Below are 22051 nucleotides of genomic sequence, written 5' to 3'. Positions count from 1 at the left end.
GTTTTGAAGGAAACGTCCTAGGACCCTGCCCGGAAAAACCGCAACAGCTCCAATCCACCAAATAAATTTGAGACTGAATGGCACAAAGGGAGAACCTTGTCGATGGACCTTCCCCTCCAATGCCAAACAGCTCATGAGCCTCATTCAAAGCGCTGCTGAGACTTGCGAGGCGCTTGTCAGTCGCCAACTGTTAGCCTCCTAATTATTTCCGAAAAAAAATATCGAAATAAAATACAAAATCCAACCAGCGTAAAAGCTGTTCTTTATTATTTTTTTATAAATTTTCTCGCTAGAACGCCGATGGTAATTTGAAATAATTAAAGACAAAAAGCTTATTGAGAACATCGTTAATGAAAATACCGGCATTAGTACTCCAAGCCCTGAAAACTCCACCAGAAATGGTTGGCTGCGAGCACCTCCAGGCAAAAGTAGATGCTGATGATATATTGCGTAAACTGAAAGCATTATAAAAATCAAAGAAACCCCACCGAGTATGATTTTTAATCGCAGCGGCGCCTCCTTCAACATATTAAAGTTTCCTGCCTCGTATATTTTTAGTTGGCATGAAAGACAGTGCCGACCTTCTATTAGCGATAAGCCCTCTCTATCCAGCACTCCACATTTTTTGCATTTCTTTACTCCGGGCTTCATTTGTTTTCGATCCATCTGTTCAGGCCGAGCAGCGAACGGGTGTAAATAATGGGCACACCACCAGGTCGGCTGCCCACTTTTCGACTAATGGAGGAGATCCGCTTTCCCAATTATGACCAACAATACCATTGCAACGATAAGCCCGATAAAACTCCATTGCAGTATTACAAGCTGACGCTTAAGTGAGAGCGGAAAGCTATCTATGTCCTCAGCACTGGCTAGACCTCGCTTAAGGAAAAACCTAGGAAATGTAAGAATGCTAGAGATGTTTCCTATCAACTGAATCCTGCCATAAAGGCTTGAACGTCTATATATGCCGAGAGTCAGGAGGGATGAGCTGTTTTTGAAGTGCGACGACATCAAGTCACCCTTAGTGTGACTCAGATACAAAGCTGCCCCAATGCACAGGAATTGGCCAATAATAACGAGACCACACACACTAATGAATATTACATCAGCGATAGTCATTTCATAGACTCGTAAATTTTATCGCCAACCACTTCACCGAATGCACCGCCCAACTCTCCTCCAGCGTATGAACCGACTCCAACCACCAAAATACCGCATGCCAATGGCGCAAGGCCGGCTGTAGGTACACTTAGCCCGATGCAGAGAACTCCTACTAACGGAGCAGTTATCCCGCCAGCCAATGCACCGCCCCCAATCCCACCCGCAAAACTCCCCGCTTCCGTAAACCTGATTCGTTCGCAAGCTTCGGCACTTCCCGCCGTACACACTTCCTGTACCTTCATAGCCGACGCCCCTCCACCAATGGCCGTGCCGACCCAGCCACCGTACTTAAGGTACTTGGAAGCCCCGGCCACACCCTCAAGATGAGTGGCGTATCCCGGCATCTGCCCTACGCCGCCGGCTTCCGTCCAGCGATGAACCAAACTCGGAGGCGAGAGGAACATTGCACGATTCAAATTGGGGTGGTCGGGGAAACCGATTCCTTTGCGCGTCAGGCTAGTCAGGTGGATATCGAGTTGAGCGAGCAGCTTTTGGCGCTCTGCCAGAAACGTCGGTGAGCTCAGGTGGCCATCGCGCAGGAATGAATGCTGATGCAGCGCTTCGATTTTTTTCAGGGTGTCGCTGACGTTATCCAGATTGTTTTTGAGAATACTCGCGCCAATACCGATTGCGGTCGAGCCATGGCCCAGGAAGGTCTGAATGGCATCACGGTGCTGCACCATGAAATCCGCTTCTTCCGGACTGAGCGTTTCAAGCACTTGGTTGGTCCTGGCCGCCACGTCCATGAGCAGGGCTTCTTCGCGGGTGCACCGGTAGTTGTTCGGGTCGCTCAGCACGATCATCGAGCCGGCTTTGACGTCGCGCAGATTGGGATTGAGCAGTTTGAATTTGCCCATCACCGCCGGGTCGCGCAGGGTGAACAATGAGGCCTCGAGTTGTTCGCGGGTGGTGCTCTTGGGCACGATGTAGAAGCCAGGTTCTACTGCCTGCGCGCTGCTGCCACGTATTGGCGTAGGAAAGCTTGGCGCCGGCGAAAAGCCGGATGAGCGTGGCGCTGGTATGTTGTTGACAACGGACGCGGCCGGTTGCGCAGAGGTTCTGGCGGCATGCGGCGCCGCAGTGCGACTGGACTCGTAAGTGTTGGTGAAGATTGAGGGGATCAAACTGGCTTTGCAGGGGCAACTGCTGTAACTGTCCAGTGAGCCCGCCACCAACTTTCCGTGACTCACCATGTAGGAAACGCCGCCTTCAATGACATAGATTTTGTTGTCCTTGCCACAGGACACCCGATCCCCTGCACGAGCATGTGCGATACCAAACATCATGATGCCTGTATCGGCATCCAGAACCTTGCCACCGCAGGTTGTCTTGTCATCCTTGCGAATGAAATATCCCTCTGCCATTGCTGATCTCCTTTCTACTGACGCCCCAGTCATGGGAAGCGCGCCACTGATAACGATGTGTAACGTGTGTTAACGCAAAGTATGTGGGCGAAGAGGAAACTCAAGACGGCTGAGAAAATCAGGAAATTTCACACGACCAACACTGAAAAGGACCACGGATATTGGGGGACCAACGCCAGCTCCCTGCACCATGCGTGCAAAAAAAAACGGCCCGCACCATAAAGCTGCGAGCCGTTCTTTTATCAGGGACGGGAAGCGTTCCCCCCATCACTCATCACTTGTTCAGACGATAATCACGCTCTGCAGCCTCAAAACGCTGGAACATGCCGGCAGTCGGCGTGCCCATTTTGCTGACGAAGTAGATCGCCAGGCTGGCGAAGATGAAGCCCGGGATGATTTCGTACAGGCCCAGCAGTTCGAAGTGCTTCCAGACGATCACGGTGATCGCGCCGACCAGGATACCGGCCAGTGCGCCGTTGCGGGTCATGTCTTTCCAGATCACGGAGATCAGCACGACCGGACCGAATGCGGCACCGAAACCGGCCCAGGCGTAGCTCACCAGACCCAGTACACGGTTTTCCGGGTTGGCTGCCAGGGCGATCGCCACCAGGGCAACCAACAACACCATGGCACGGCCGACCCAGACCAGTTCCAGCTGCGAAGCGGATTTACGCAGGAAGGTCTTGTAGAAGTCCTCGGTCAGGGCGCTCGAGCACACCAGCAGCTGGCAGCTCAGGGTGCTCATCACCGCAGCCAGAATGGCCGACAGCAGGATACCCGCGATCCATGGGTTGAACAGGATCTTGGCCAGCTCGATGAACACACGCTCGTGGTTCTCGGTGACTGCGCCAGCCACGTCCGGATGCGCCGAGAAGTAGGCGATACCGAAGAAGCCCACAGCCACGGTGCCGCCCAGGCACAGGATCATCCAGGTCATGGAGATGCGACGGGCTTTGGCAATCGATTTCACCGAATCAGCCGCCATGAAGCGCGCGAGGATGTGCGGCTGACCGAAGTAGCCCAGACCCCAGCCCATCAGCGAGATGATGCCGATGAAAGTGGTGCCCTTGAGCATGTCGAAGTTGCTTGGATCTTGCGCTTCGATGGCCAGGAAGGTGGTGTCGACACCACCCGTGGCCAGCAGCACGATGATTGGCGTCAGGATCAACGCGAAGATCATCAGGGTGGCTTGTACGGTGTCGGTCCAGCTTACGGCCAGGAATCCGCCGATAAAGGTGTAGGCAATCGTCGCCGCAGCACCGGCCCACAGCGCCGTCTCGTAGGACATGCCGAAGGTGCTTTCGAACAGACGGGCACCGGCCACGATGCCGGAAGCGCAGTAGATGGTGAAGAACACCAGGATCACGACCGCAGAGATGATCCGCAGCAGGCCGCTCTTGTCTTCGAAGCGGCTGGCGAAGTAGTCCGGCAGGGTCAGTGCATCACCGTTGTGCTCGGTCTGTACACGTAGACGGCCGGCGACGAACAGCCAGTTCAGGTAGGCGCCGACGATCAGGCCGATGGCGATCCAGCTTTCGGAAAGACCGGACATGTAGATCGCGCCGGGCAAGCCCATCAACAACCAGCCGCTCATGTCGGAGGCACCGGCGGACAGTGCAGTCACGACGCTGCCCAGGCTGCGACCGCCCAGAATGTAGTCGGAAAGGTTGTTGGTGGAGCGATAGGCCATCAAGCCGATCAGCACCATTGCTGCGATGTAGATCACGAACGTGATCAGGGTTGGATTGCTTACGCTCATTAAGTTACGCCCTGGCTTTGTTTTTATGTAGCGGCGGCTGGTGAACCGCTCGCAAACGCATACGTTTGACAGACGATCCGGATTCCCGCGCATTTATGACTGATGTTTCCCCAGGAAAGCCATCAGCCGGAGCACCCGATTTCTGTTCGGGTTGCACCTTGGGCGCGAATGCTATTCAACAAAGTAAATATGGTGCAACCTGTTTCTTGAGAATAAGTTGCACCCTTTTCAAATTGCGACAAATCCTACGGTTTTTGCTCCCTTTTAGCGCAGTCCAGCCGTTTTGCTAGAAGAAAAAGCACCAAGCAAGCGCGGTACAGACGTACCAGAATTTATTTCCTGACGAGTCGCGTAATATTCCGACAAAAAAAGGGTTGCACCCGGTTGCACCTCAACAGTTGCACGGCTAATCTTGGCGCCAGCTGATGCCACGCAGTCGTGGCAAACATGAGGATAAAAACATGGCTACCACCACCCTTGGGGTCAAACTTGACGACCCGACCCGCGAACGCCTCAAGGCCGCCGCGACCTCGATTGATCGCACGCCGCACTGGTTGATCAAGCAGGCAATCTTCAATTACCTGGAAAAACTCGAGGGTGGTGCAACCCTGACCGAGCTGAGCGGTTTGACCAAGGATTCCGACGACAGCGTCGACGCGCCTCTGGATCACGCCCACCAGTGCTTCCTCGAATTCGCCGAAAGCATCCTGCCGCAGTCGGTACTGCGCGCCTCGATCACCGCCGCCTACCGCCGCCCTGAGCCGGAAGTCGTGCCGATGCTGATCGAGCAGGCTCGCCTGCCGGCCCCGATGGCCGAAGCCACCAACAAACTCGCCGCCTCGATTGCTGAAAAACTGCGCAATCAGAAGAGCGCTGGCGGCCGTGCCGGCATCGTCCAGGGCCTGCTGCAGGAATTCTCCCTGTCATCTCAGGAAGGCGTGGCGCTGATGTGCCTGGCCGAAGCGCTGCTGCGCATCCCGGACAAAGGCACCCGTGACGCCCTGATCCGCGACAAGATCAGCACCGGTAACTGGCACCCGCACCTGGGCAACAGCCCTTCGCTGTTCGTCAACGCCGCCACCTGGGGCTTGCTGCTGACCGGCAAGCTTGTATCCACGCACAACGAAGCCGGCCTGACTTCGTCCCTGAGCCGCATCATCGGCAAGAGCGGCGAACCGATGATCCGCAAGGGCGTCGACATGGCCATGCGCCTGATGGGCGAGCAGTTCGTGACCGGCGAAACCATCGCCGAAGCCCTGGCCAACGCCAGCAAGTTCGAAGCCAAGGGCTTCCGCTATTCCTACGACATGCTGGGTGAAGCTGCACTCACCGAGCACGACGCACAGAAGTACCTGGCCTCGTACGAACAAGCCATCCACTCGATCGGCAAAGCGTCCCACGGTCGCGGGATTTATGAAGGCCCGGGCATTTCCATCAAGCTGTCGGCCCTGCACCCTCGCTACAGCCGCGCCCAGTACGAGCGCGTGATGGATGAGCTGTACCCGCGCCTGCTGTCGCTGACCCTGCTGGCCAAGCAGTACGACATCGGCCTGAACATCGACGCCGAAGAAGCCGACCGCCTCGAGCTGTCGCTGGATCTGCTCGAGCGCCTGTGCTTCGAGCCGCAACTGACCGGCTGGAACGGCATCGGTTTCGTGATCCAGGCTTATCAGAAGCGTTGCCCGTACGTGATCGACTACGTGATCGACCTGGCTCGTCGCAGCCGTCATCGCCTGATGATCCGCCTGGTGAAAGGCGCGTACTGGGACAGCGAAATCAAGCGCGCCCAGGTCGAAGGCCTGGAAGGCTACCCGGTCTATACCCGCAAGGTGTACACCGACGTGTCCTACATCGCTTGCGCGCGCAAGCTGCTGTCGGTGCCGGAAGTCATCTACCCGCAGTTCGCCACGCACAACGCCCACACCCTGTCGGCCATTTATCACATCGCCGGTCAGAACTATTACCCGGGCCAGTACGAGTTCCAGTGCCTGCACGGCATGGGTGAACCGCTGTACGAACAGGTTGTAGGCAAAGTCTCCGAAGGCAAGCTGAACCGTCCGTGCCGCGTGTACGCGCCAGTCGGCACCCACGAAACCCTGCTGGCTTACCTGGTGCGTCGCCTGCTGGAAAACGGCGCGAACACCTCGTTCGTCAACCGTATTGCCGACCAGTCGATTTCGATCCAGGAACTGGTAGCCGATCCGGTAGCCAGCATTGAGCAGATGGCAACCGTGGAAGGTGGTTTCGGCCTGCCGCACCCGCGCATTCCGCTGCCGCGTGACCTGTATGGCGCCGAACGCGCCAACTCCAGCGGCATCGACATGGCCAACGAACATCGTTTGGCGTCGCTGTCCTGCGCACTTCTCGCTACCGCGCACAACCACTGGAAAGCCGCACCGATACTCGGCTGCGCGTCCAGCAACGAAGCCCCGGCTCCCGTGCTGAACCCGTCCGATCTGCGTGACGTGGTCGGCCATGTGCAGGAAGCCACCGTCGAAGACGTCGACAACGCGATCCAGTGCGCCCTCAACGCTGCACCGATCTGGCAGGCCACCCCGCCCGCCGAACGCGCCGCGATCCTGGAACGCGCCGCCGACCTGATGGAAGCCGAGATCCAGCCGCTGATGGGCCTGCTGGCCCGCGAAGCCGGCAAGACCTTCGCCAACGCCATCGCTGAAGTCCGCGAGGCCGTGGACTTCCTGCGTTACTACGCGGTGCAGGCACGCAACGATTTCACCAACGACGCTCACCGCCCTCTGGGTCCAGTGGTGTGCATCAGCCCGTGGAACTTCCCGCTGGCGATCTTCAGTGGTCAAGTGGCTGCTGCGCTGGCCGCCGGTAACCCGGTACTGGCCAAGCCTGCGGAACAGACTCCGCTGGTCGCCGCTCAAGCCGTGCGCCTGCTGCTCGAAGCCGGCATTCCCGAGGGCGTGCTGCAACTGCTGCCGGGTCGCGGTGAAACCGTCGGTGCCGGCCTGGTCGGCGACGATCGCGTCAAAGGCGTGATGTTCACCGGTTCGACCGAAGTCGCGCGCTTGCTGCAACGCAACATCGCCGGCCGCCTGGACAGCCAGGGCCGTCCGATCCCGCTGATCGCCGAAACCGGTGGCCAGAACGCGATGATCGTCGACTCTTCGGCTCTGACCGAACAAGTGGTGATCGACGTGGTTTCGTCGGCATTCGACAGTGCCGGCCAGCGTTGCTCGGCCCTGCGCGTCCTGTGCCTGCAGGAAGATTCCGCCGATCGCGTCATCGAAATGCTCAAGGGCGCGATGGCTGAAAGCCGTCTTGGCAACCCTGAGCGTCTGTCCGTGGACATCGGCCCGGTGATCGACGCCGAAGCCAAGGCCGGCATCGAGAAGCACATCCAGGCCATGCGCGACAAAGGTCGCAGCGTGTACCAGGTGGCCATCGCCGATGCTGAAGAAGTCAAACGCGGCACCTTCGTGATGCCGACGCTGATCGAACTGGAAAGCTTCGACGAGTTGCAGCGGGAGATTTTCGGTCCGGTGCTGCACGTGGTTCGCTACAAGCGCAAGGACATCGATCAACTGATCGGTCAGATCAACGCTTCCGGCTACGGCCTGACCCTGGGCGTCCACACCCGCATCGACGAGACCATCGCCAAGGTGATCGACAACGTCAATGCCGGTAACGTCTACGTCAACCGCAACATCGTCGGTGCCGTGGTCGGCGTGCAGCCGTTCGGCGGCGAAGGCCTGTCGGGTACCGGCCCGAAAGCCGGTGGCCCGCTGTACCTGTACCGCCTGCTCTCGACCCGCCCTGCGGATGCGATCGAACAATCCTTCGCTCGTGGCGATGCCGCCGCAGCACCGGACGTTCGACTGCGCGACGCCATGAGCAAGCCGCTGACCGCCCTGAAAGCCTGGGCTGACAGCCACAAGTTTGCCGACCTGAGCACCCTGTGCGTGCAGTTCGCCGCACAATCGCAAAGCGGCATCACCCGCGTTCTGGCCGGCCCGACCGGCGAGCGCAACAGCTACGCGATCCTGCCACGGGAACACGTGCTGTGCCTGGCGGAAGTCGAAGGCGACCTGTTGACTCAATTGGCGGCGGTATTGGCAGTCGGCGGTTCGGCGGTGTGGCCGGAAGGTGAACTGACCAAGGCGCTGTTCGCACGCCTGCCGAAGGATATTCAGGCGCGCATCAAGCTGGTTTCCGACTGGAACAAGGACGATGTGGTGATTGACGCGGTTGTGCATCACGGCCATTCCGACCAGTTGCGTGCGGTTTGCCAGCAGGTTGCCAAGCGTGCCGGTGCGATTGTCGGTGTGCAGGGTCTGTCGCAAGGCGAAACCAACATTGCGCTGGAGCGCCTGGTGATTGAACGTGCGTTGAGCGTCAACACCGCTGCGGCGGGTGGTAATGCCAGTTTGATGACCATCGGCTAAACCCGATAAGCCGGGCAGCCACGATAGCTGCCTGGCAATCAAATCCCTGTGGGAGCGGGCTTGCTCGCGAAAGCGGACTGTCAGTCAACTTAAATGTTGAATGTGACGACCTCTTCGCGAGCAAGCCCGCTCCCACAATTGTTTTGTGGTGCCTGTTAAGTTGGCGCTCTGCCCTACCATCACGCTCATCAATCATCCTGTTCAGCCTCTATTCCCCCGCCTAGACTCGGCCCATCCCAACAAAAGGTAGGCCGCCATGTCCGAGACGTTGCTCAGTTCCCGCAATCTGGCTTTCGAGCTGTATGAAGTCCTCGATGCCGAGGGCCTGACCCAGCGTGAACGTTTCGCCGAGCACAATCGCGAAACCTTCGATGCAGCCATTGGCACCGCCCGCAGCATCGCCGAGAAGTTCTTCGCCCCGCACAACCGCAAAGGCGACGAGAACGAGCCGCGCTACGAGAATGGTCAGGCAATCCTGATTCCAGAAGTGAAACCGGCGGTGGATGCTTTCCTCGAAGCCGGCTTCCTCAACGCCGCGCGCAGTTTCGAAGCCGGCGGCATGCAACTTCCTACGCTACTGTCCCAAGCCTGCTTCGCACACTTCCAGTCGGCCAACGCCGCTTCGACCTCTTATCCGTTCCTGACCATGGGCGCGGCCAACCTGATCGAAAGCTTCGGCACCGATGAGCAGAAGCGCCGCTTCCTGCAACCGATGATCGACGGCCGTTTCTTCGGCACCATGGCCCTGACCGAACCCCACGCGGGCTCATCGCTGTCGGATATTCGTACCCGCGCGGAGCCTGCGTCCGACGGCACTTATCGCCTCAAGGGCAACAAGATCTTCATTTCCGGTGGCGATCATCCGCTGTCGGAAAACATCGTGCACATGGTCCTGGCCAAGCTGCCGGATGCGCCGGCCGGGGTGAAGGGCATCTCGCTGTTCATCGTGCCCAAGTTCCTGGTCAACGATGACGGCAGCCTCGGCCAGCGTAACGACGTGCTGCTCGCCGGGCTGTTCCACAAGATGGGCTGGCGTGGCACCACGTCCACCGCGCTGAATTTCGGCGATAACGGTGAGTGTGTCGGCTATCTGGTGGGCAAGCCGCACCAGGGCTTGAGCTACATGTTCCAGATGATGAACGAGGCGCGGATTGGCGTCGGCATGGGGGCAGTGATGCTCGGCTACGCCGGCTACCTGTACTCGCTGGAATATGCCCGCGAACGTCCGCAAGGACGCGTGCCGGACAGCAAGGACCCGAACACTGCACCAGTGGCAATCATTCAGCACGCTGACGTCAAGCGCATGCTACTGACACAAAAGGCCTACGTTGAAGGCTCGTTCGACCTCGGCCTGTACGCGGCGCGACTGTTCGACGACACCACCACCCTTGAAACCGAAGCCGAACGCAAGCAGGCCCATGAATTGCTGGACCTGCTGACGCCGATCGTCAAATCCTGGCCCTCGGAGTTCTGCCTGAAGGCCAATGAACTGGCGATCCAGATCCTCGGCGGCCACGGCTACACCCGTGAATACCCGGTGGAGCAGTACTACCGTGACAATCGCCTGAACCCGATTCACGAAGGCACCCACGGCATTCAATCGCTGGACCTGCTGGGCCGCAAACTGGCGCAAAACGGTGGCGCGGGGCTCAAGCAACTGATCCGCCTGATCGCCGACACCGCCGAACGTGCCCAGGCGTTCGAGTCGCTGACGCCGCTACGCGAGCCGCTGGAGAAACTGGTGGCGCGCCTGCAGGCCGTGACCATCGGCCTGCTGACCGACCTGGCGCAAGGCAAGGTCAACAGCAGCCTGGCGAACTCGGCGCTGTACCTGAAGGTGTTCGGGCACACGGTGATCGGCTGGCGCTGGCTGGAACAGGCGATTCGTGCCGAGGAAGGGCTGGCAAAAGGCAATGCGGCGGATGTGAGCTTCTATAAAGGAAAGCTGCAGGCGGCGCGCTACTTCCTGACATGGGAAGTGCCGGGTTGCCATCATGAACTGGCGATTCTTGAGGCGCGGGATGATGTGTGCCTGGGCATGCAGGATGAGTGGTTCTAGCTCCAAATACTTGTAGTGCTGCTTAGATCCATTCGCGAGCAAGCCCGCTCCCACAGATGAATGTATTTCAAATGTGGGAGCGGGCTTGCTCGCGAAGACGTCCGCGCAGACGCCACATCACCCCAGCTTGAACCCACCCATCTGCCGCGCCAGATCATCCGCCAACCGCTGCAACGTCTGGCAATCCTCACGACAAGCCCTGACCTCCCCCGCCGTCGCCCGCGCCAGATCGAAAATGCCCTGCACGTTGCGATTGATTTCCTCGGTGACTGCCGATTGCTCTTCCGTCGCCGTCGCCACCTGATGGTTCATATCGCTGATGCGCTCCACCTGCCCGGTAATCGCGGTCAACGAGGTACCGGTACGCTGGCTCGACTCGACCCCCGTGCCCGTCGCAGCCTGCCCGGAATGCATCGACGTCACCGCGTTCTCCGCGCCTTGCTTGAGGCTGCCGATCATCTGCTGGATTTCATCGGTGGACGATTGCGTACGCCGCGCCAGGGTGCGCACTTCATCGGCCACCACGGCGAATCCACGTCCCATGTCGCCCGCGCGCGCCGCTTCGATAGCGGCGTTGAGCGCCAGCAGGTTGGTCTGCTCGGAAATCCCGCGAATCACCGCCAGCACCTGATCGATGGATGCCACTTGATGAGCCAGTTCGGCCACCGCCGTGGCCGCGACGCCGATTTCCCGGGACATGCTTTCAATATGGCGGATAGAGCCTCCCACCACCTCCCGCGCCTGTATCGCTTCATCACGAGCGGTTTGTGACGCGAACGCCGCGTTGCCGGCATTCTGCGCAATGTCCTGCACGGTCAGGCCCATTTCGTGAACAGCGGTGGCGACCATGTCGGTCATTTCCTGCTGACGACCAGAGCGTTCGGCAGTGTTGTCCACCACCCGCGCCACCTGGCCGACAGCGGTGCGCAGGCGCTCGCTGGTTGTCAGCACTTCGCCGATCATGTCGCGCTGGCTATCCAGGAACCGATTGAAACCGCGCGCCAGATCGCCCAGCTCATCGGCGCGGCTGGAATCCAGCCGCTGGGTCAAATCTCCACCACCGCTACCGATGGCCACCAGCGCCGCTGTTACCTGGCGAATCGGCCGCACCAGCCCACGGGCCAGCAACACCACCAGCAACAGGCACACCAGTGCCACCGCCAGGCCGATGCCGCTGCTCATCCACATGGCACGGCGGGCTTCGGCGTAGATCTGCGATTGCGGCACTTCGGCCACCAGGGTCCAGCCGAGATCACGCAGCGGCAAGCTCAAGGCGAGGAAGTCTTCGCCGTCGCGCTGGAAGCCGCTGCTGGTGGCGGCTTTTTGACTCATCACCGCTTGCGCCGCTGTAGCACCAATCTGCTCGGCCAAGGTGCGTTTGCCGCTGAACTGCGCCTCGGGATGCACCTGGATCAAACCGTCGGAACGCACGAGATAGACCTTGCCGCGCTCACCGAAGCTGAAATTGTGAATCAGCTCCGACAGCTCTTTCATGCTCAGGCCAAGCCCGGCAACGCCCACGACTTTGCCGGCCTGCTCGACCTTGAGGTCGATGAACAGCGCCAATTCTCCGGTGGCCGTGTCGTTATCGATGTTGAGGGTGCGCGGCTGATTGCTGTCGAGGAACGCGTAGAACCAGGCATCTTTGGGATTGGATCGGCTGAGGGTGCGGTCCAGGCCCTTTTCGGTGATGTAGTGATTGGACGCGGTGCCGACAATCAGCGCGGTAAAGGCTTTGTGTTCGGCGCGGATGCCTTCCAGATAGGTGGCAAAGGTGCTGGTCTGGGCACTGTCTTCACCCCCGGCCAACCAGTCGCGCACCATGCTGTTGCTGGCGATGTCCTTCGCGGCGGTGAGGGGCTGGACGAGGATCCGCTCGATGTCGTTGCGCATCGCCTCGATGCTCGACGGCAATGCCTGCTCGACCAGATAGCTCTGGGCGAGACGGTTGACCACGAGGGTATAAATGCCAACCACGATCAGGATACTGACCAGAAGGGCGGTGCCCATGCTCAGGATCAACTGCCATTGAATACTGCGTCGCCAGAACTGCATGGAGCACCCCCAAAGAATAAGAGGCTGAAACACTGCAACAGCCGTGCCGATTGTATACAAACCAATCGACAATCTATTCTTTGGTTGTGCGCAAAGCCGATCAGGCCTGATTGATCGTCTTGGAGATCACTTCAACCGTGGCGCTGACTTGCTCTTGGTAACGGTCGAGTTCGAGCTTGTGCTGTTTCTGCATTTCAATCTGCTGGGAGCACAGATTCATCGCCGCCAGCACCAGCAGTCGGTCACCGATCAGCGTCGGGTACTTCCTCTTGGTTTCGGCCAGGGCTGCCTTCAACATCATCGCGGCGTCCAGCAGGGTTTGTTCTTCCCCGGCCGGTGCCTTGATCGAATAGTCCTCCCCCAGGATCGAGACGACTTTTACCCCTGCGGCGTTGTAACTCATGCGCTGACAGGGCCTGCGCTGACGCGCTCAACCAGGGCCTGGATGCGAGCCGCCGTGGCGCCTTGTTTCTCTTCCTGCTCCATCAGGCTCAGTTGCAGGCTTTCGTTTTCATCCTTGGCCTGGGCCAGTTCTGCAGTCAGGGTCTGGTTGGTGCCGAGCAACGTCTGGTTCTGTTGCACCAGGTCGCTGACCAGTTGTTCCAATTGGCTTAGGGATGCTTCCAACATTTTGATATTCCGGGCTTTTTCAAAGGGCGCGTACGATAAAGAAAAGTCACCGTGGATGCCAGGGTTATACAGGCGCAAAGCCTTGATTTTGCTGACAGGCGACCTTCCTCGCGAGTTTTAAAGACTGTGATAAGCCAATCTGGTTCCTGCACTTCGTCGCCCGCCCCCAACTTGTGTAGGAGCGAGCTCGCTCGCGATGATTTCAATGGCGACGCGTTGAGTCAGGCAGTACGCGTTATCGTTGACGCCCATCGCGAGCAAGCTCGCTCCTACAGGGTTCTGCGTTTCAAAAGCTTTTTGACAGCATCACATTTCAACAGGTTAGAATCGCTGGCACGCAGACTGCATGGTCAGTTTGTGCCCGCCTTTCAGCTTTCTGGAGTACTGCCTTTGAATGCGACGACCATCAACAGCCTGTTCTTGATCGGCGCGTTGCTGGTAGGTGCGAGCATTCTGGTGAGCTCCCTTTCGTCCCGCCTCGGCATCCCGATTCTGGTGATCATCCTGGCCGTCGGCATGGCGGCCGGCGTCGATGGCGGCGGCATTATCTTCGACAACTACCCCACGGCTTATCTGGTCGGCAACCTCGCACTGGCGGTGATCCTGCTCGACGGCGGTTTGCGCACCCGGGTCTCGAGTTTCCGCGTGGCGTTATGGCCGGCGCTCTCATTGGCCACGGTCGGGGTGCTGATTACCACTGGTCTGACCGGCATGGCGGCCGCCTGGCTGTTCGACCTGAACCTGATCCAGGGCCTGCTGATCGGGGCCATTGTCGGCTCCACCGACGCCGCGGCGGTGTTCTCGCTGTTGGGTGGCAAAGGCCTGAACGAACGGGTAACCGCCAGCCTTGAAATCGAATCCGGCAGCAACGACCCGATGGCGGTGTTCCTCACCGTCACCCTGATCGACATGCTCGCCAGCGGCCAGACCGGCCTGCACTGGAGCCTGCTGACCCACCTGATCCGCGAGTTCGGCATCGGTGGCGTCATTGGCCTGGGCGGTGGCTGGCTCATGCTGCAACTGGTCAACCGCATCAACCTGGCCACCGGTCTTTATCCGATCCTGGTCATCGCCGGTGGCCTGGCGGTGTTTGCCCTGACCAACGCCCTGCACGGCAGCGGCTTCCTTGCCGTGTACCTGTGCGGCCTGGTGATCGGCAACCGTCCGGTGCGCAGCCGCCACGGTATTTTGCACATGCTCGACGGCATGGCCTGGCTGGCGCAGATCGGCATGTTCCTGGTGCTGGGGCTGTTGGTGACACCTCACGACCTGCTGCCAATCGCCTTGCCGGCACTGGCACTGGCGCTGTGGATGATTCTGTTTGCCCGGCCACTGTCGGTGGTGGTCGGCCTGCTGCCGTTCAAGGCATTCCATGGTCGTGAGAAAGTGTTCATTTCCTGGGTCGGCCTGCGCGGCGCGGTCCCGATCATTCTCGCGGTGTTCCCGCTGATGGCCGGCCTGCCCAACGCCCAGCTGTACTTCAACCTCGCCTTCTTTATCGTGCTGGTGTCGCTGCTGGTTCAGGGCACGAGCCTGCCGTGGGTCGCCAAGCTGCTCAAGGTGACGGTGCCTCCGGAGCCTGCCCCCATCTCGCGCTCGGCCCTGGAAGTGCACGTTACCAGCGAGTGGGAGCTGTTCATTTATCGCCTCGGCGCGGAAAAATGGTGCATCGGTTCACCCCTGCGTGAGCTGAAAATGCCCGAAGGCACCCGTATCGCAGCCCTGTTTCGTGGTCAACAATTGCTCCATCCGTCGGGTAGTACGGTGCTGGAAGTCGATGATTTGCTGTGTGTTATCGGCCATGAACACAACCTGCCGGCCCTCGGAAAACTCTTCAGCCAGGCCCCCCAACGGGGCCTCGATCTGCGCTTCTTCGGCGACTTCGTACTCGAAGGAGACGCCCAGCTGGCCGCGGTTGCGGCCCTGTATGGGCTGAAGGTCGAAGGCATCGATCCGGACATGTCCCTGGGCCGCTTCATTGCCCAGAAAGTCGGCGGCGCGCCGGTAGTGGGTGACCAGGTGGAATGGAACAACACCATCTGGACCGTGGCGGTCATGGACGGGAACAAGATCGGCAAAGTGGGCGTCAGATTCCCCGAAGGAAGTCGCCCGGGCCCCGGACTCTTCCTCTAAACTGCTTCCACTCTCACTTGCTTGACCGGTCTTTATGCCTAACCTGCGCTCCTTTTTCGCCATTGCCCTTCTGGGTTTGAGTCTCTCTGTCGGCCCCCTTGGTTTTTCACAAGCGGCACAAGCGGCCGAACCGCCCTCCAGCGAAGCTGTGCAAGCGAGCCTGGACAAGATTGCCGACCGCAAACTGCCGGAAGCCGATCAGAAGGCTTTGCAATCCGTCCTGCAAGGCACGCTCAACCAGCTCAACAACAAGCGTGATTACGAGCAGAAGCTGACCGATCTCAAGCAAACGTTGAGTTCTGCCCCCAAGCAGACGATCGAGAACCAGCGCGAACTGACCCGCCTCAAGGCCAGCGCCGTGGTGCCGGTGGCGCAGCGCTTCGCCAAAGAGTCGATCCAGCAGCTGGAGCAAATGCTCACTGAGCGCTCCACCCAGCAAAGCGACCTGCAAAAAGCCCTGGGCGATGCCAACAGCCTGATCATCACTGCCCAGACCCGCCCCGAGCGTGCCCAGGCGGAGATATCCGCCAGTCAGACGCGCATCCAGCAGATCAACAATACCCTCAAGAACGGCAAGGACGCCGGCAAGACCCTGAGCGCCGAGCAGCGCGACCAGCTCAATGCCGAACTGGCGGCACTGAACGCCCTGATCCCGCTACGCCGCCAGGAACTGGCCGGCAATACCCAATTGCAAGACCTCGGCAACAGCCAGCATGACCTGTTGTCGGAGCGATCCGACCGCCTGGACAAGGAAATCCAGGAACTGCAAACCCTGATCAACCAGAAGCGTCTGGCGCTGTCCCAGGAAACGGTCACCCAGCAATCCATCGAAGCGCAGAAGGCTGGCGGCAGCAGCCTGCTGGCCACCGAAAGCGCGGCCAACCTGAAGCTCTCGGACTATCTGCTCAAAAGCACCGACCGCCTCAACGAAGTCACCCAGCAAAACCTGCAGACCAAGCAACAACTGGACAGCCTGACCCAGAGCGATTCGGCGCTGGACGAGCAAATCAACGTACTCAAAGGCAGCCTGCTGCTCTCGAAGATTCTCTACAAACAGAAACAGGCGTTGCCGCGCCTGCGGCTCGACCGCAACCTGGCCGACCAGATCGCTGACATTCGCCTGTATCAGTTCGAAGTCAGCCAGCAACGGGAACTGCTGAGCAATCCGACCACCTACGTTGAAAACCTGCTGTCGACCCAGCCCCCCGAGCAAGTCACGCCGCAGTTGCGCAAAAGCCTGATGGAACTGGCCACCACCCGCGCCGACCTGCTCGAGCGGCTCAATCGCGAACTGAGCGCAGTGCTCAATGAATCCATCACCCTGCAACTGAACCAGAAACAGCTGCTCAGCACCGCACAAAGCCTGCGGGCGACGCTCGATGAGCAGATGTTCTGGATTCCCAGCAACAAGCCGCTGGACCTGGAGTGGATTCACAGCGTGCCAGATCGCCTCCAGCGTCAACTCGATTCACTCCCGGTACTGTCAAGCCTGAGCGAACTGGCCGACGGCTTGACCCAACGCCCGCTGCTGTTCCTGCCATTGGCGCTACTGATCGGTGCGCTGCTGTGGCGACGCAAGAGTCTGTACGCACGGCTGAACAAGGTTCACCAGGACATCGGTCACTTCAAACGCGATAGCCAGTGGCACACCCCGCAGGCGATTCTGATCAACATCCTGCTGGCGATGCCGGTTTCCCTGGGCCTCGCCCTGTGCGGGCTGGCCCTGCAAATCGACGCCCGCGGGCAGAACGCCAATATGGGCGCGGCGCTGCTGCAAATGGCCGGGGCCTGGCTGGTGTTCTACACCGCCTACCGGATCCTCGCGCCGGGTGGCGTGGCAGAACTGCATTTCCGCTGGGAAAAGCCCCAGGTGGAATTCCTGCGCAGATGGATCCGCCGCCTCGGCATCGTGGTGATGGCACTGGTGACCGTAGTGGCCGTTGCCGAACTGCAACCGGCGGCGCTGGCCGATGACGTGCTCGGCATGCCGGTGGTGCTCACCTGCTACGCCTTGATGACCTTGCTGCTCAGCCGCCTGCTCATCAGCAGCCCGACCCACGAGAACGCCTCGCTGTTCCGCAAACTGGTGGGGATCCTGTTCACCGCCCTGCCTGTCGCGCTGTTCGTGGCGGTGTGCTTCGGCTACTACTACACCGCGCTGAAGCTCAGCGACCGCTTGATCAATACCCTGTACCTGCTGATGTTCTGGCTGGTGATCGAAGCCACCTTCGTGCGCGGCCTCAGCGTGGCGGCCCGGCGACTGGCCTACCAGCGCGCCCTGACCAAGCGCCTGGCCGCCAAAGAGGCCGGCGATGGCGAAACGGTGATCGAAGAGCCGACCATGGACATCGAGAAGGTCAACGAACAGTCTCTGCGCCTGATCCGCCTGGCACTGCTCGGCGGTTTCATGGCGGCGCTGTATTGGGTCTGGGCCGACCTGATCACCGTGTTCTCGTACCTGGACAACATCACCCTCTACGAATACACCAGCGGTACCGGCGCCAACATGAGCATGGTGCCGATCAGCATCGGCGACATGCTCGGTGCGCTGATCATCATCGGCATCACCTTCGCCCTGGCGCGCAACTTGCCCGGCCTGCTGGAAGTCTTCGTGCTGTCCAAGCTCAACCTGGCCCAGGGCAGCGCCTACGCGACCACCACGTTGCTCTCGTACGTGATCGCCGGCGTCGGTTTCGTCTCGACCCTGTCGACCCTGGGCGTGAGCTGGGACAAGTTGCAATGGCTGGTGGCGGCGCTGTCGGTCGGCCTCGGTTTCGGCATGCAGGAAATCTTCGCCAACTTCATTTCCGGCATCATGATCCTGTTCGAACGTCCGGTGCGGATCGGTGACACCATCACCATCGGCAACCTGTCGGGTACGGTGAGCAAGATCCGCATCCGTGCCACGACCATCACCGACTTCGACCGCAAGGACATCATCGTCCCGAACAAGACGTTCATCACCGGGCAACTGATCAACTGGTCGCTGACCGACACCATCACCCGGGTGACCCTCAAGCTCGGCGTCGACTACGGCTCGGACCTGGACCTGGTGAAAGAGTTGCTGCTCAAGGCAGCACGGGATAACCCGCGCGTCCTGAAAGACCCGGAGCCGCATGTGTACTTCCTGAATTTCGGCGAAAGCACCCTCGACCACGAGTTGCGCATGCACGTGCGCGACCTCGGCGACCGCAACCCGGTGCTCGACGAGGTCAACCGCTTCATCAACCGCGAGTTCAAGAAGCAGCACATCAACATCTCGTTCCGGCAGATGGAGGTCTACCTCAAGAACCTGCACGGCCAGGAATACAAGATGGTGCCCATCGAGCCGGAAGCGAAAACCATCGTGCCGATCGTCGACGGCAGGCCGGCGCAAGAACCGCCCGCCGCCAAACTCGACTAACCGGCCTTTCCCCAGCAGAATGCTCGGACATTCTGCTGGAGCCGGCCCTTGAAAGCCCTCGACGAACTCACCTTCGATAATCGCTTCGACCGCCTGGGCGACGCGTTTTCCGCCCATGTGCTGCCAGAGCCCATCGACAATCCGCGCCTGGTCGTGGCCAGCCCCGCCGCCATGGCCCTGCTGGACCTCGACCCGGCCGAGGCCGAAACCCCGGAGTTCGCCGAACTGTTCAGCGGCCACAAGCTCTGGGCCGATGCGATTCCGAGGGCGATGGTCTATTCCGGGCATCAGTTCGGTTCCTACAACCCGCAACTGGGCGACGGTCGCGGCCTGTTGCTCGGCGAGGTGTACAACGAGGCCGGCGAACATTGGGACCTGCACCTCAAGGGCGCCGGCCAGACGCCGTTTTCACGCATGGGCGATGGCCGGGCGGTACTGCGTTCATCGATCCGCGAATTCCTCGCTTCCGAAGCCCTGAATGCCCTGAACATCCCAACCACACGTGCCCTGTGCGTGATCGGTTCCGACACCCCGGTGTGGCGCGAAAAGCAGGAGCGCGCGGCCATGGTCCTGCGCCTGGCGCCAAGCCATGTGCGCTTCGGCCACTTCGAATACTTCTACTACACCAAACGCCCCGAGCAGCAGAAAGTGCTGGGTGATCACGTGCTGGCCATGCACTTCCCAGAGTGCCTGGAACAACCGGAACCCTACCTGGCGATGTTCCGCGAAATAGTGGAGCGCAATGCCGAACTGATCGCCAAATGGCAGGCCTATGGCTTCTGCCACGGGGTGATGAACACCGACAACATGTCGATCCTGGGCATCACCTTTGATTTCGGCCCTTTCGCCTTCCTCGACGACTTCGACGCCAACTTCATCTGCAACCACTCCGACGACCAGGGCCGTTACTCCTTCAGCAACCAGGTGCCGGTGGGCCAGTGGAACCTCAGCGCCTTGGCTCAGGCCCTGACGCCATTCATCAGCGTCGAAGCCCTGCGCGAAACCCTGGGCCTCTACCTGCCGCTGTTCCAGGCCCATTACCTGGACCTGATGCGCCGCCGTCTCGGCCTGACCAGGGCGGAGGATGACGACCAGAAACTGCTGGAGAACCTGCTGCAACTGATGCAAAACAGCGGCGTCGACTACAGCCTGTTTTTCCGCCGTTTGGGTGATGAAGCACCGGAACAGGCCATCACCCGCTTGCGCGACGACTTCGTCGACCTCAAGGGCTTTGATGCCTGGGGCGAACTCTATGTCGCCCGGGTCGCCCGTGAAGGCGCACTTGATCAGGAGCTGCGCCGCCAGCGGATGCACGCGGTCAACCCGCTGTACATCCTGCGCAACTACCTGGCGCAAAAGGCCATTGATGCGGCAGAAAGCGGCGACTATTCAGAAGTTCGACGACTGCACGCAGTGCTGAGCAATCCGTTCGAGGAACAACCGGGGATGGAAAGCTACGCCGAGAGGCCACCGGAATGGGGCAAGCATCTGGAGATCAGTTGTTCGTCGTGAGGCGCACACAATTGAAAATCTGGAGACCTGTCTCCAGATAAGGATCATTCGCTTTCGACTGGACGACTTGTCATGACCGACCCACTCCTCATCCCCTGCCCCCACTGCAACGGCCTCAACCGCATCCCCGCCGAGCGTCTCAACGACCACCCGAAATGTGGACGCTGCAAGGCCGAAGTCCTGCTGAACAAGCCGTTTGAATTGAAACAAGGCGATTACGCCAGCCAGATCAAAGGCGATCTGCCGCTGCTGGTGGACGTGTGGGCGGACTGGTGCGGGCCGTGCAAGTCGTTTGCACCGGTGTTCGAGCAGGCGGCCGGGCAACTGGCGGGCAAGTGCCGGTTGGCCAAGCTGGACAGCGAGGCGAACCAGCAGTTGTCGGCGCAGTTGGGGATTCGCTCGATCCCGAGCCTGATCCTGTTCAAGAACGGCCGGGAAGTCGCCCGGCAGAGCGGGGCTTTCCCGTTACCGCAGTTGATCGCCTGGCTGCGTAGCCAGGGCATCTGAAACACCACGCAACCCTGTGGGAGCGGGCTTGCTCGCGAAGAGGCCGTTACCTTCAACTTCTATGTTGACTGACACGACGCTTTCGCGAGCAAGCCCGCTCCCACAGGGGTTTTGTGTTATCAGCCTTGGTCAGGCGTTTTCCAGCAGGCTGTGCAATTCGACAAACTGCTGGGTCAGCTTGTGCCGTGGGTCAAGATGGATCAGCGGCGTGTTGGCCTGGTGGGATTCGCGCATGCGTACCGAGCTGGCGAGGTACACCGGCAGCACCGGCAGGCCTTCGGCGATCAGTTCGTCGAGGATTTGCTGGGGCAGGCTGGCGCGGGCCTGGAACTGGTTGACGACGATGCCTTCGACTTCCAGGCCTTCGTTATGGTCGTCCTTCAACTCTTCGATTTCCGCCATCAGCCCGTAGAGTGCCTGGCGTGAAAAACTGTCGCAATCGAAGGGAATCAATACACGATCGGCGGCAATCAATGCAGAAACCGCATAGAAATTCAGCGCTGGCGGGGTATCGAGGTAAATCCGGTCGTAATCTTCGCTCAGCTCCTCAAGCAACTTACGCAGCTTGTTGATCTTGTGCTTGGCTTCAAGTTTTGGCTGCAAGTCCGCCAGTTCGGCGGTGGCGGTAATGACGTGGAGGTTATCGAAGGGAGTTTCGTAGATGTCGACCTGATTCTTTTTGGAGAACGGCCCGGAAGACAGCGTCTGCTTGAAGAAATCGGCGATGCCCATCGGGATGTCGCTACCCGTGAGCCCCGTCAGGTACTGGGTGGAGTTGGCCTGGGCATCGAGATCCACCAATAAGGTGCGAAAACCCTCGCTGGCACTGACCGCCGCCAGATTGCAGGCAATGCTGGACTTGCCAACACCACCCTTCTGATTGAACACCACGCGCCGCATGTCAAAACCCCCGTGTATCAAAGAATGACCGAGTGTAGTGGTGCACGGCGTTGCTTCGCTACCTTGTCGGCACAGGGACTGCACAGTCAGTTGCCTTCTCTTGCATGAAAAGCCGTGAACGGCCCGATGGTTTGATGCAGGAACCGACAGACGGAG

Annotated in this window: 13 protein-coding genes and 1 pseudogene; 6 read left to right on the top strand and 8 right to left on the bottom strand. The window is 59.8% G+C overall.

Translation table 11 applies throughout. The features are described from left to right. Nucleotides 1-198: 198 nt before the first annotated feature. The 3 genes from BSF40_RS07590 to putP all read right to left on the bottom strand — a co-directional run bounded on the left by BSF40_RS07590 (nt 199) and on the right by putP (nt 4284). Entirely contained in the window at nt 199-651 is a 453-nt protein-coding gene (locus BSF40_RS07590; protein WP_141249713.1) for a hypothetical protein, read from the bottom strand. A 464-nt stretch (nt 652-1115) separates the two neighbouring features. Then, nucleotides 1116-2525, bottom strand: coding sequence for a PAAR domain-containing protein (locus BSF40_RS07580; protein WP_095964654.1), 1410 nt, complete (start codon nt 2523-2525; stop codon nt 1116-1118). Nucleotides 2526-2799: 274 nt separating this feature from the next. Further along, nucleotides 2800-4284, bottom strand: coding sequence for a sodium/proline symporter PutP (putP, locus tag BSF40_RS07575; RefSeq protein ID WP_095964653.1), 1485 nt, complete (start codon nt 4282-4284; stop codon nt 2800-2802). A gap of 461 nt (nt 4285-4745) precedes the next feature. Here putP and putA point away from each other — a divergent pair, with 461 nt between their 5' ends. Both putA and BSF40_RS07565 read left to right on the top strand, forming a co-directional pair. After that, nucleotides 4746-8696 (top strand): trifunctional transcriptional regulator/proline dehydrogenase/L-glutamate gamma-semialdehyde dehydrogenase, encoded by a 3951-nt coding sequence (putA, locus tag BSF40_RS07570; RefSeq protein WP_095964652.1) that lies wholly within the window; start codon nt 4746-4748, stop codon nt 8694-8696. Between the two features lie 256 nt (nt 8697-8952). Further along, entirely contained in the window at nt 8953-10755 is a 1803-nt protein-coding gene (locus BSF40_RS07565; RefSeq protein WP_095964651.1) for an acyl-CoA dehydrogenase, read from the top strand. Between the two features lie 117 nt (nt 10756-10872). Here the strand turns inward: BSF40_RS07565 and BSF40_RS33465 are convergent, their stop codons facing one another. The 4 genes and pseudogenes from BSF40_RS33465 to BSF40_RS07550 all read right to left on the bottom strand — a co-directional run bounded on the left by BSF40_RS33465 (nt 10873) and on the right by BSF40_RS07550 (nt 13440). Next, nucleotides 10873-11604 carry a methyl-accepting chemotaxis protein gene (locus BSF40_RS33465; protein WP_371918068.1) on the bottom strand — a complete coding sequence of 244 codons (732 nt, stop codon included), beginning with the start codon at nt 11602-11604 and terminating at the stop codon, nt 10873-10875. 132 nt (nt 11605-11736) lie between these two features. Next, nucleotides 11737-12765, bottom strand: a pseudogene (locus BSF40_RS33460) (cache domain-containing protein); the annotation flags it as partial. A 145-nt stretch (nt 12766-12910) separates the two neighbouring features. Further along, the gene (locus BSF40_RS07555) at nt 12911-13213 is read right to left on the bottom strand and encodes a cell division protein ZapA (RefSeq protein WP_007981180.1); all 303 of its coding nucleotides are present in this window, start codon (nt 13211-13213) and stop codon (nt 12911-12913) included. Further along, the gene (locus BSF40_RS07550) at nt 13210-13440 is read right to left on the bottom strand and encodes a hypothetical protein (RefSeq protein ID WP_007971835.1); all 231 of its coding nucleotides are present in this window, start codon (nt 13438-13440) and stop codon (nt 13210-13212) included. Before BSF40_RS07550 ends, BSF40_RS07555 begins: the two co-directional genes overlap by 4 nt. Before the next feature lie 390 nt (nt 13441-13830). On the opposite strand from BSF40_RS07550, the gene BSF40_RS07545 reads away from it, so the two are divergent. The 4 genes from BSF40_RS07545 (at nt 13831) to trxC (ending at nt 20995) form a co-directional block, all read left to right on the top strand. Continuing rightward, nucleotides 13831-15573 (top strand): potassium/proton antiporter, encoded by a 1743-nt coding sequence (locus BSF40_RS07545; protein ID WP_095964649.1) that lies wholly within the window; start codon nt 13831-13833, stop codon nt 15571-15573. Nucleotides 15574-15607: 34 nt separating this feature from the next. Next, nucleotides 15608-18976: a mechanosensitive channel MscK gene (gene mscK / locus BSF40_RS07540; RefSeq protein ID WP_095964648.1), complete on the top strand. Its 3369-nt coding sequence runs from the start codon at nt 15608-15610 to the stop codon at nt 18974-18976. A gap of 48 nt (nt 18977-19024) precedes the next feature. Beyond that, nucleotides 19025-20488, top strand: coding sequence for a protein adenylyltransferase SelO (gene selO, locus BSF40_RS07535; protein WP_095964647.1), 1464 nt, complete (start codon nt 19025-19027; stop codon nt 20486-20488). 72 nt (nt 20489-20560) lie between these two features. Continuing rightward, nucleotides 20561-20995 (top strand): thioredoxin TrxC, encoded by a 435-nt coding sequence (trxC, locus tag BSF40_RS07530; protein ID WP_095964646.1) that lies wholly within the window; start codon nt 20561-20563, stop codon nt 20993-20995. Nucleotides 20996-21124: 129 nt separating this feature from the next. Here the strand turns inward: trxC and BSF40_RS07525 are convergent, their stop codons facing one another. Further along, nucleotides 21125-21895, bottom strand: coding sequence for a ParA family protein (locus BSF40_RS07525; RefSeq protein WP_007972195.1), 771 nt, complete (start codon nt 21893-21895; stop codon nt 21125-21127). Nucleotides 21896-22051 lie beyond the last annotated feature (156 nt).

The organism is Pseudomonas sp. ACN5 (assembly GCF_002303975.1).
Classification (GTDB): domain Bacteria; phylum Pseudomonadota; class Gammaproteobacteria; order Pseudomonadales; family Pseudomonadaceae; genus Aquipseudomonas; species Aquipseudomonas laurylsulfatiphila.
Note: the sequence above shows the minus strand (reverse complement) of the source record. Positions and strands in the feature narration are given on the sequence as shown.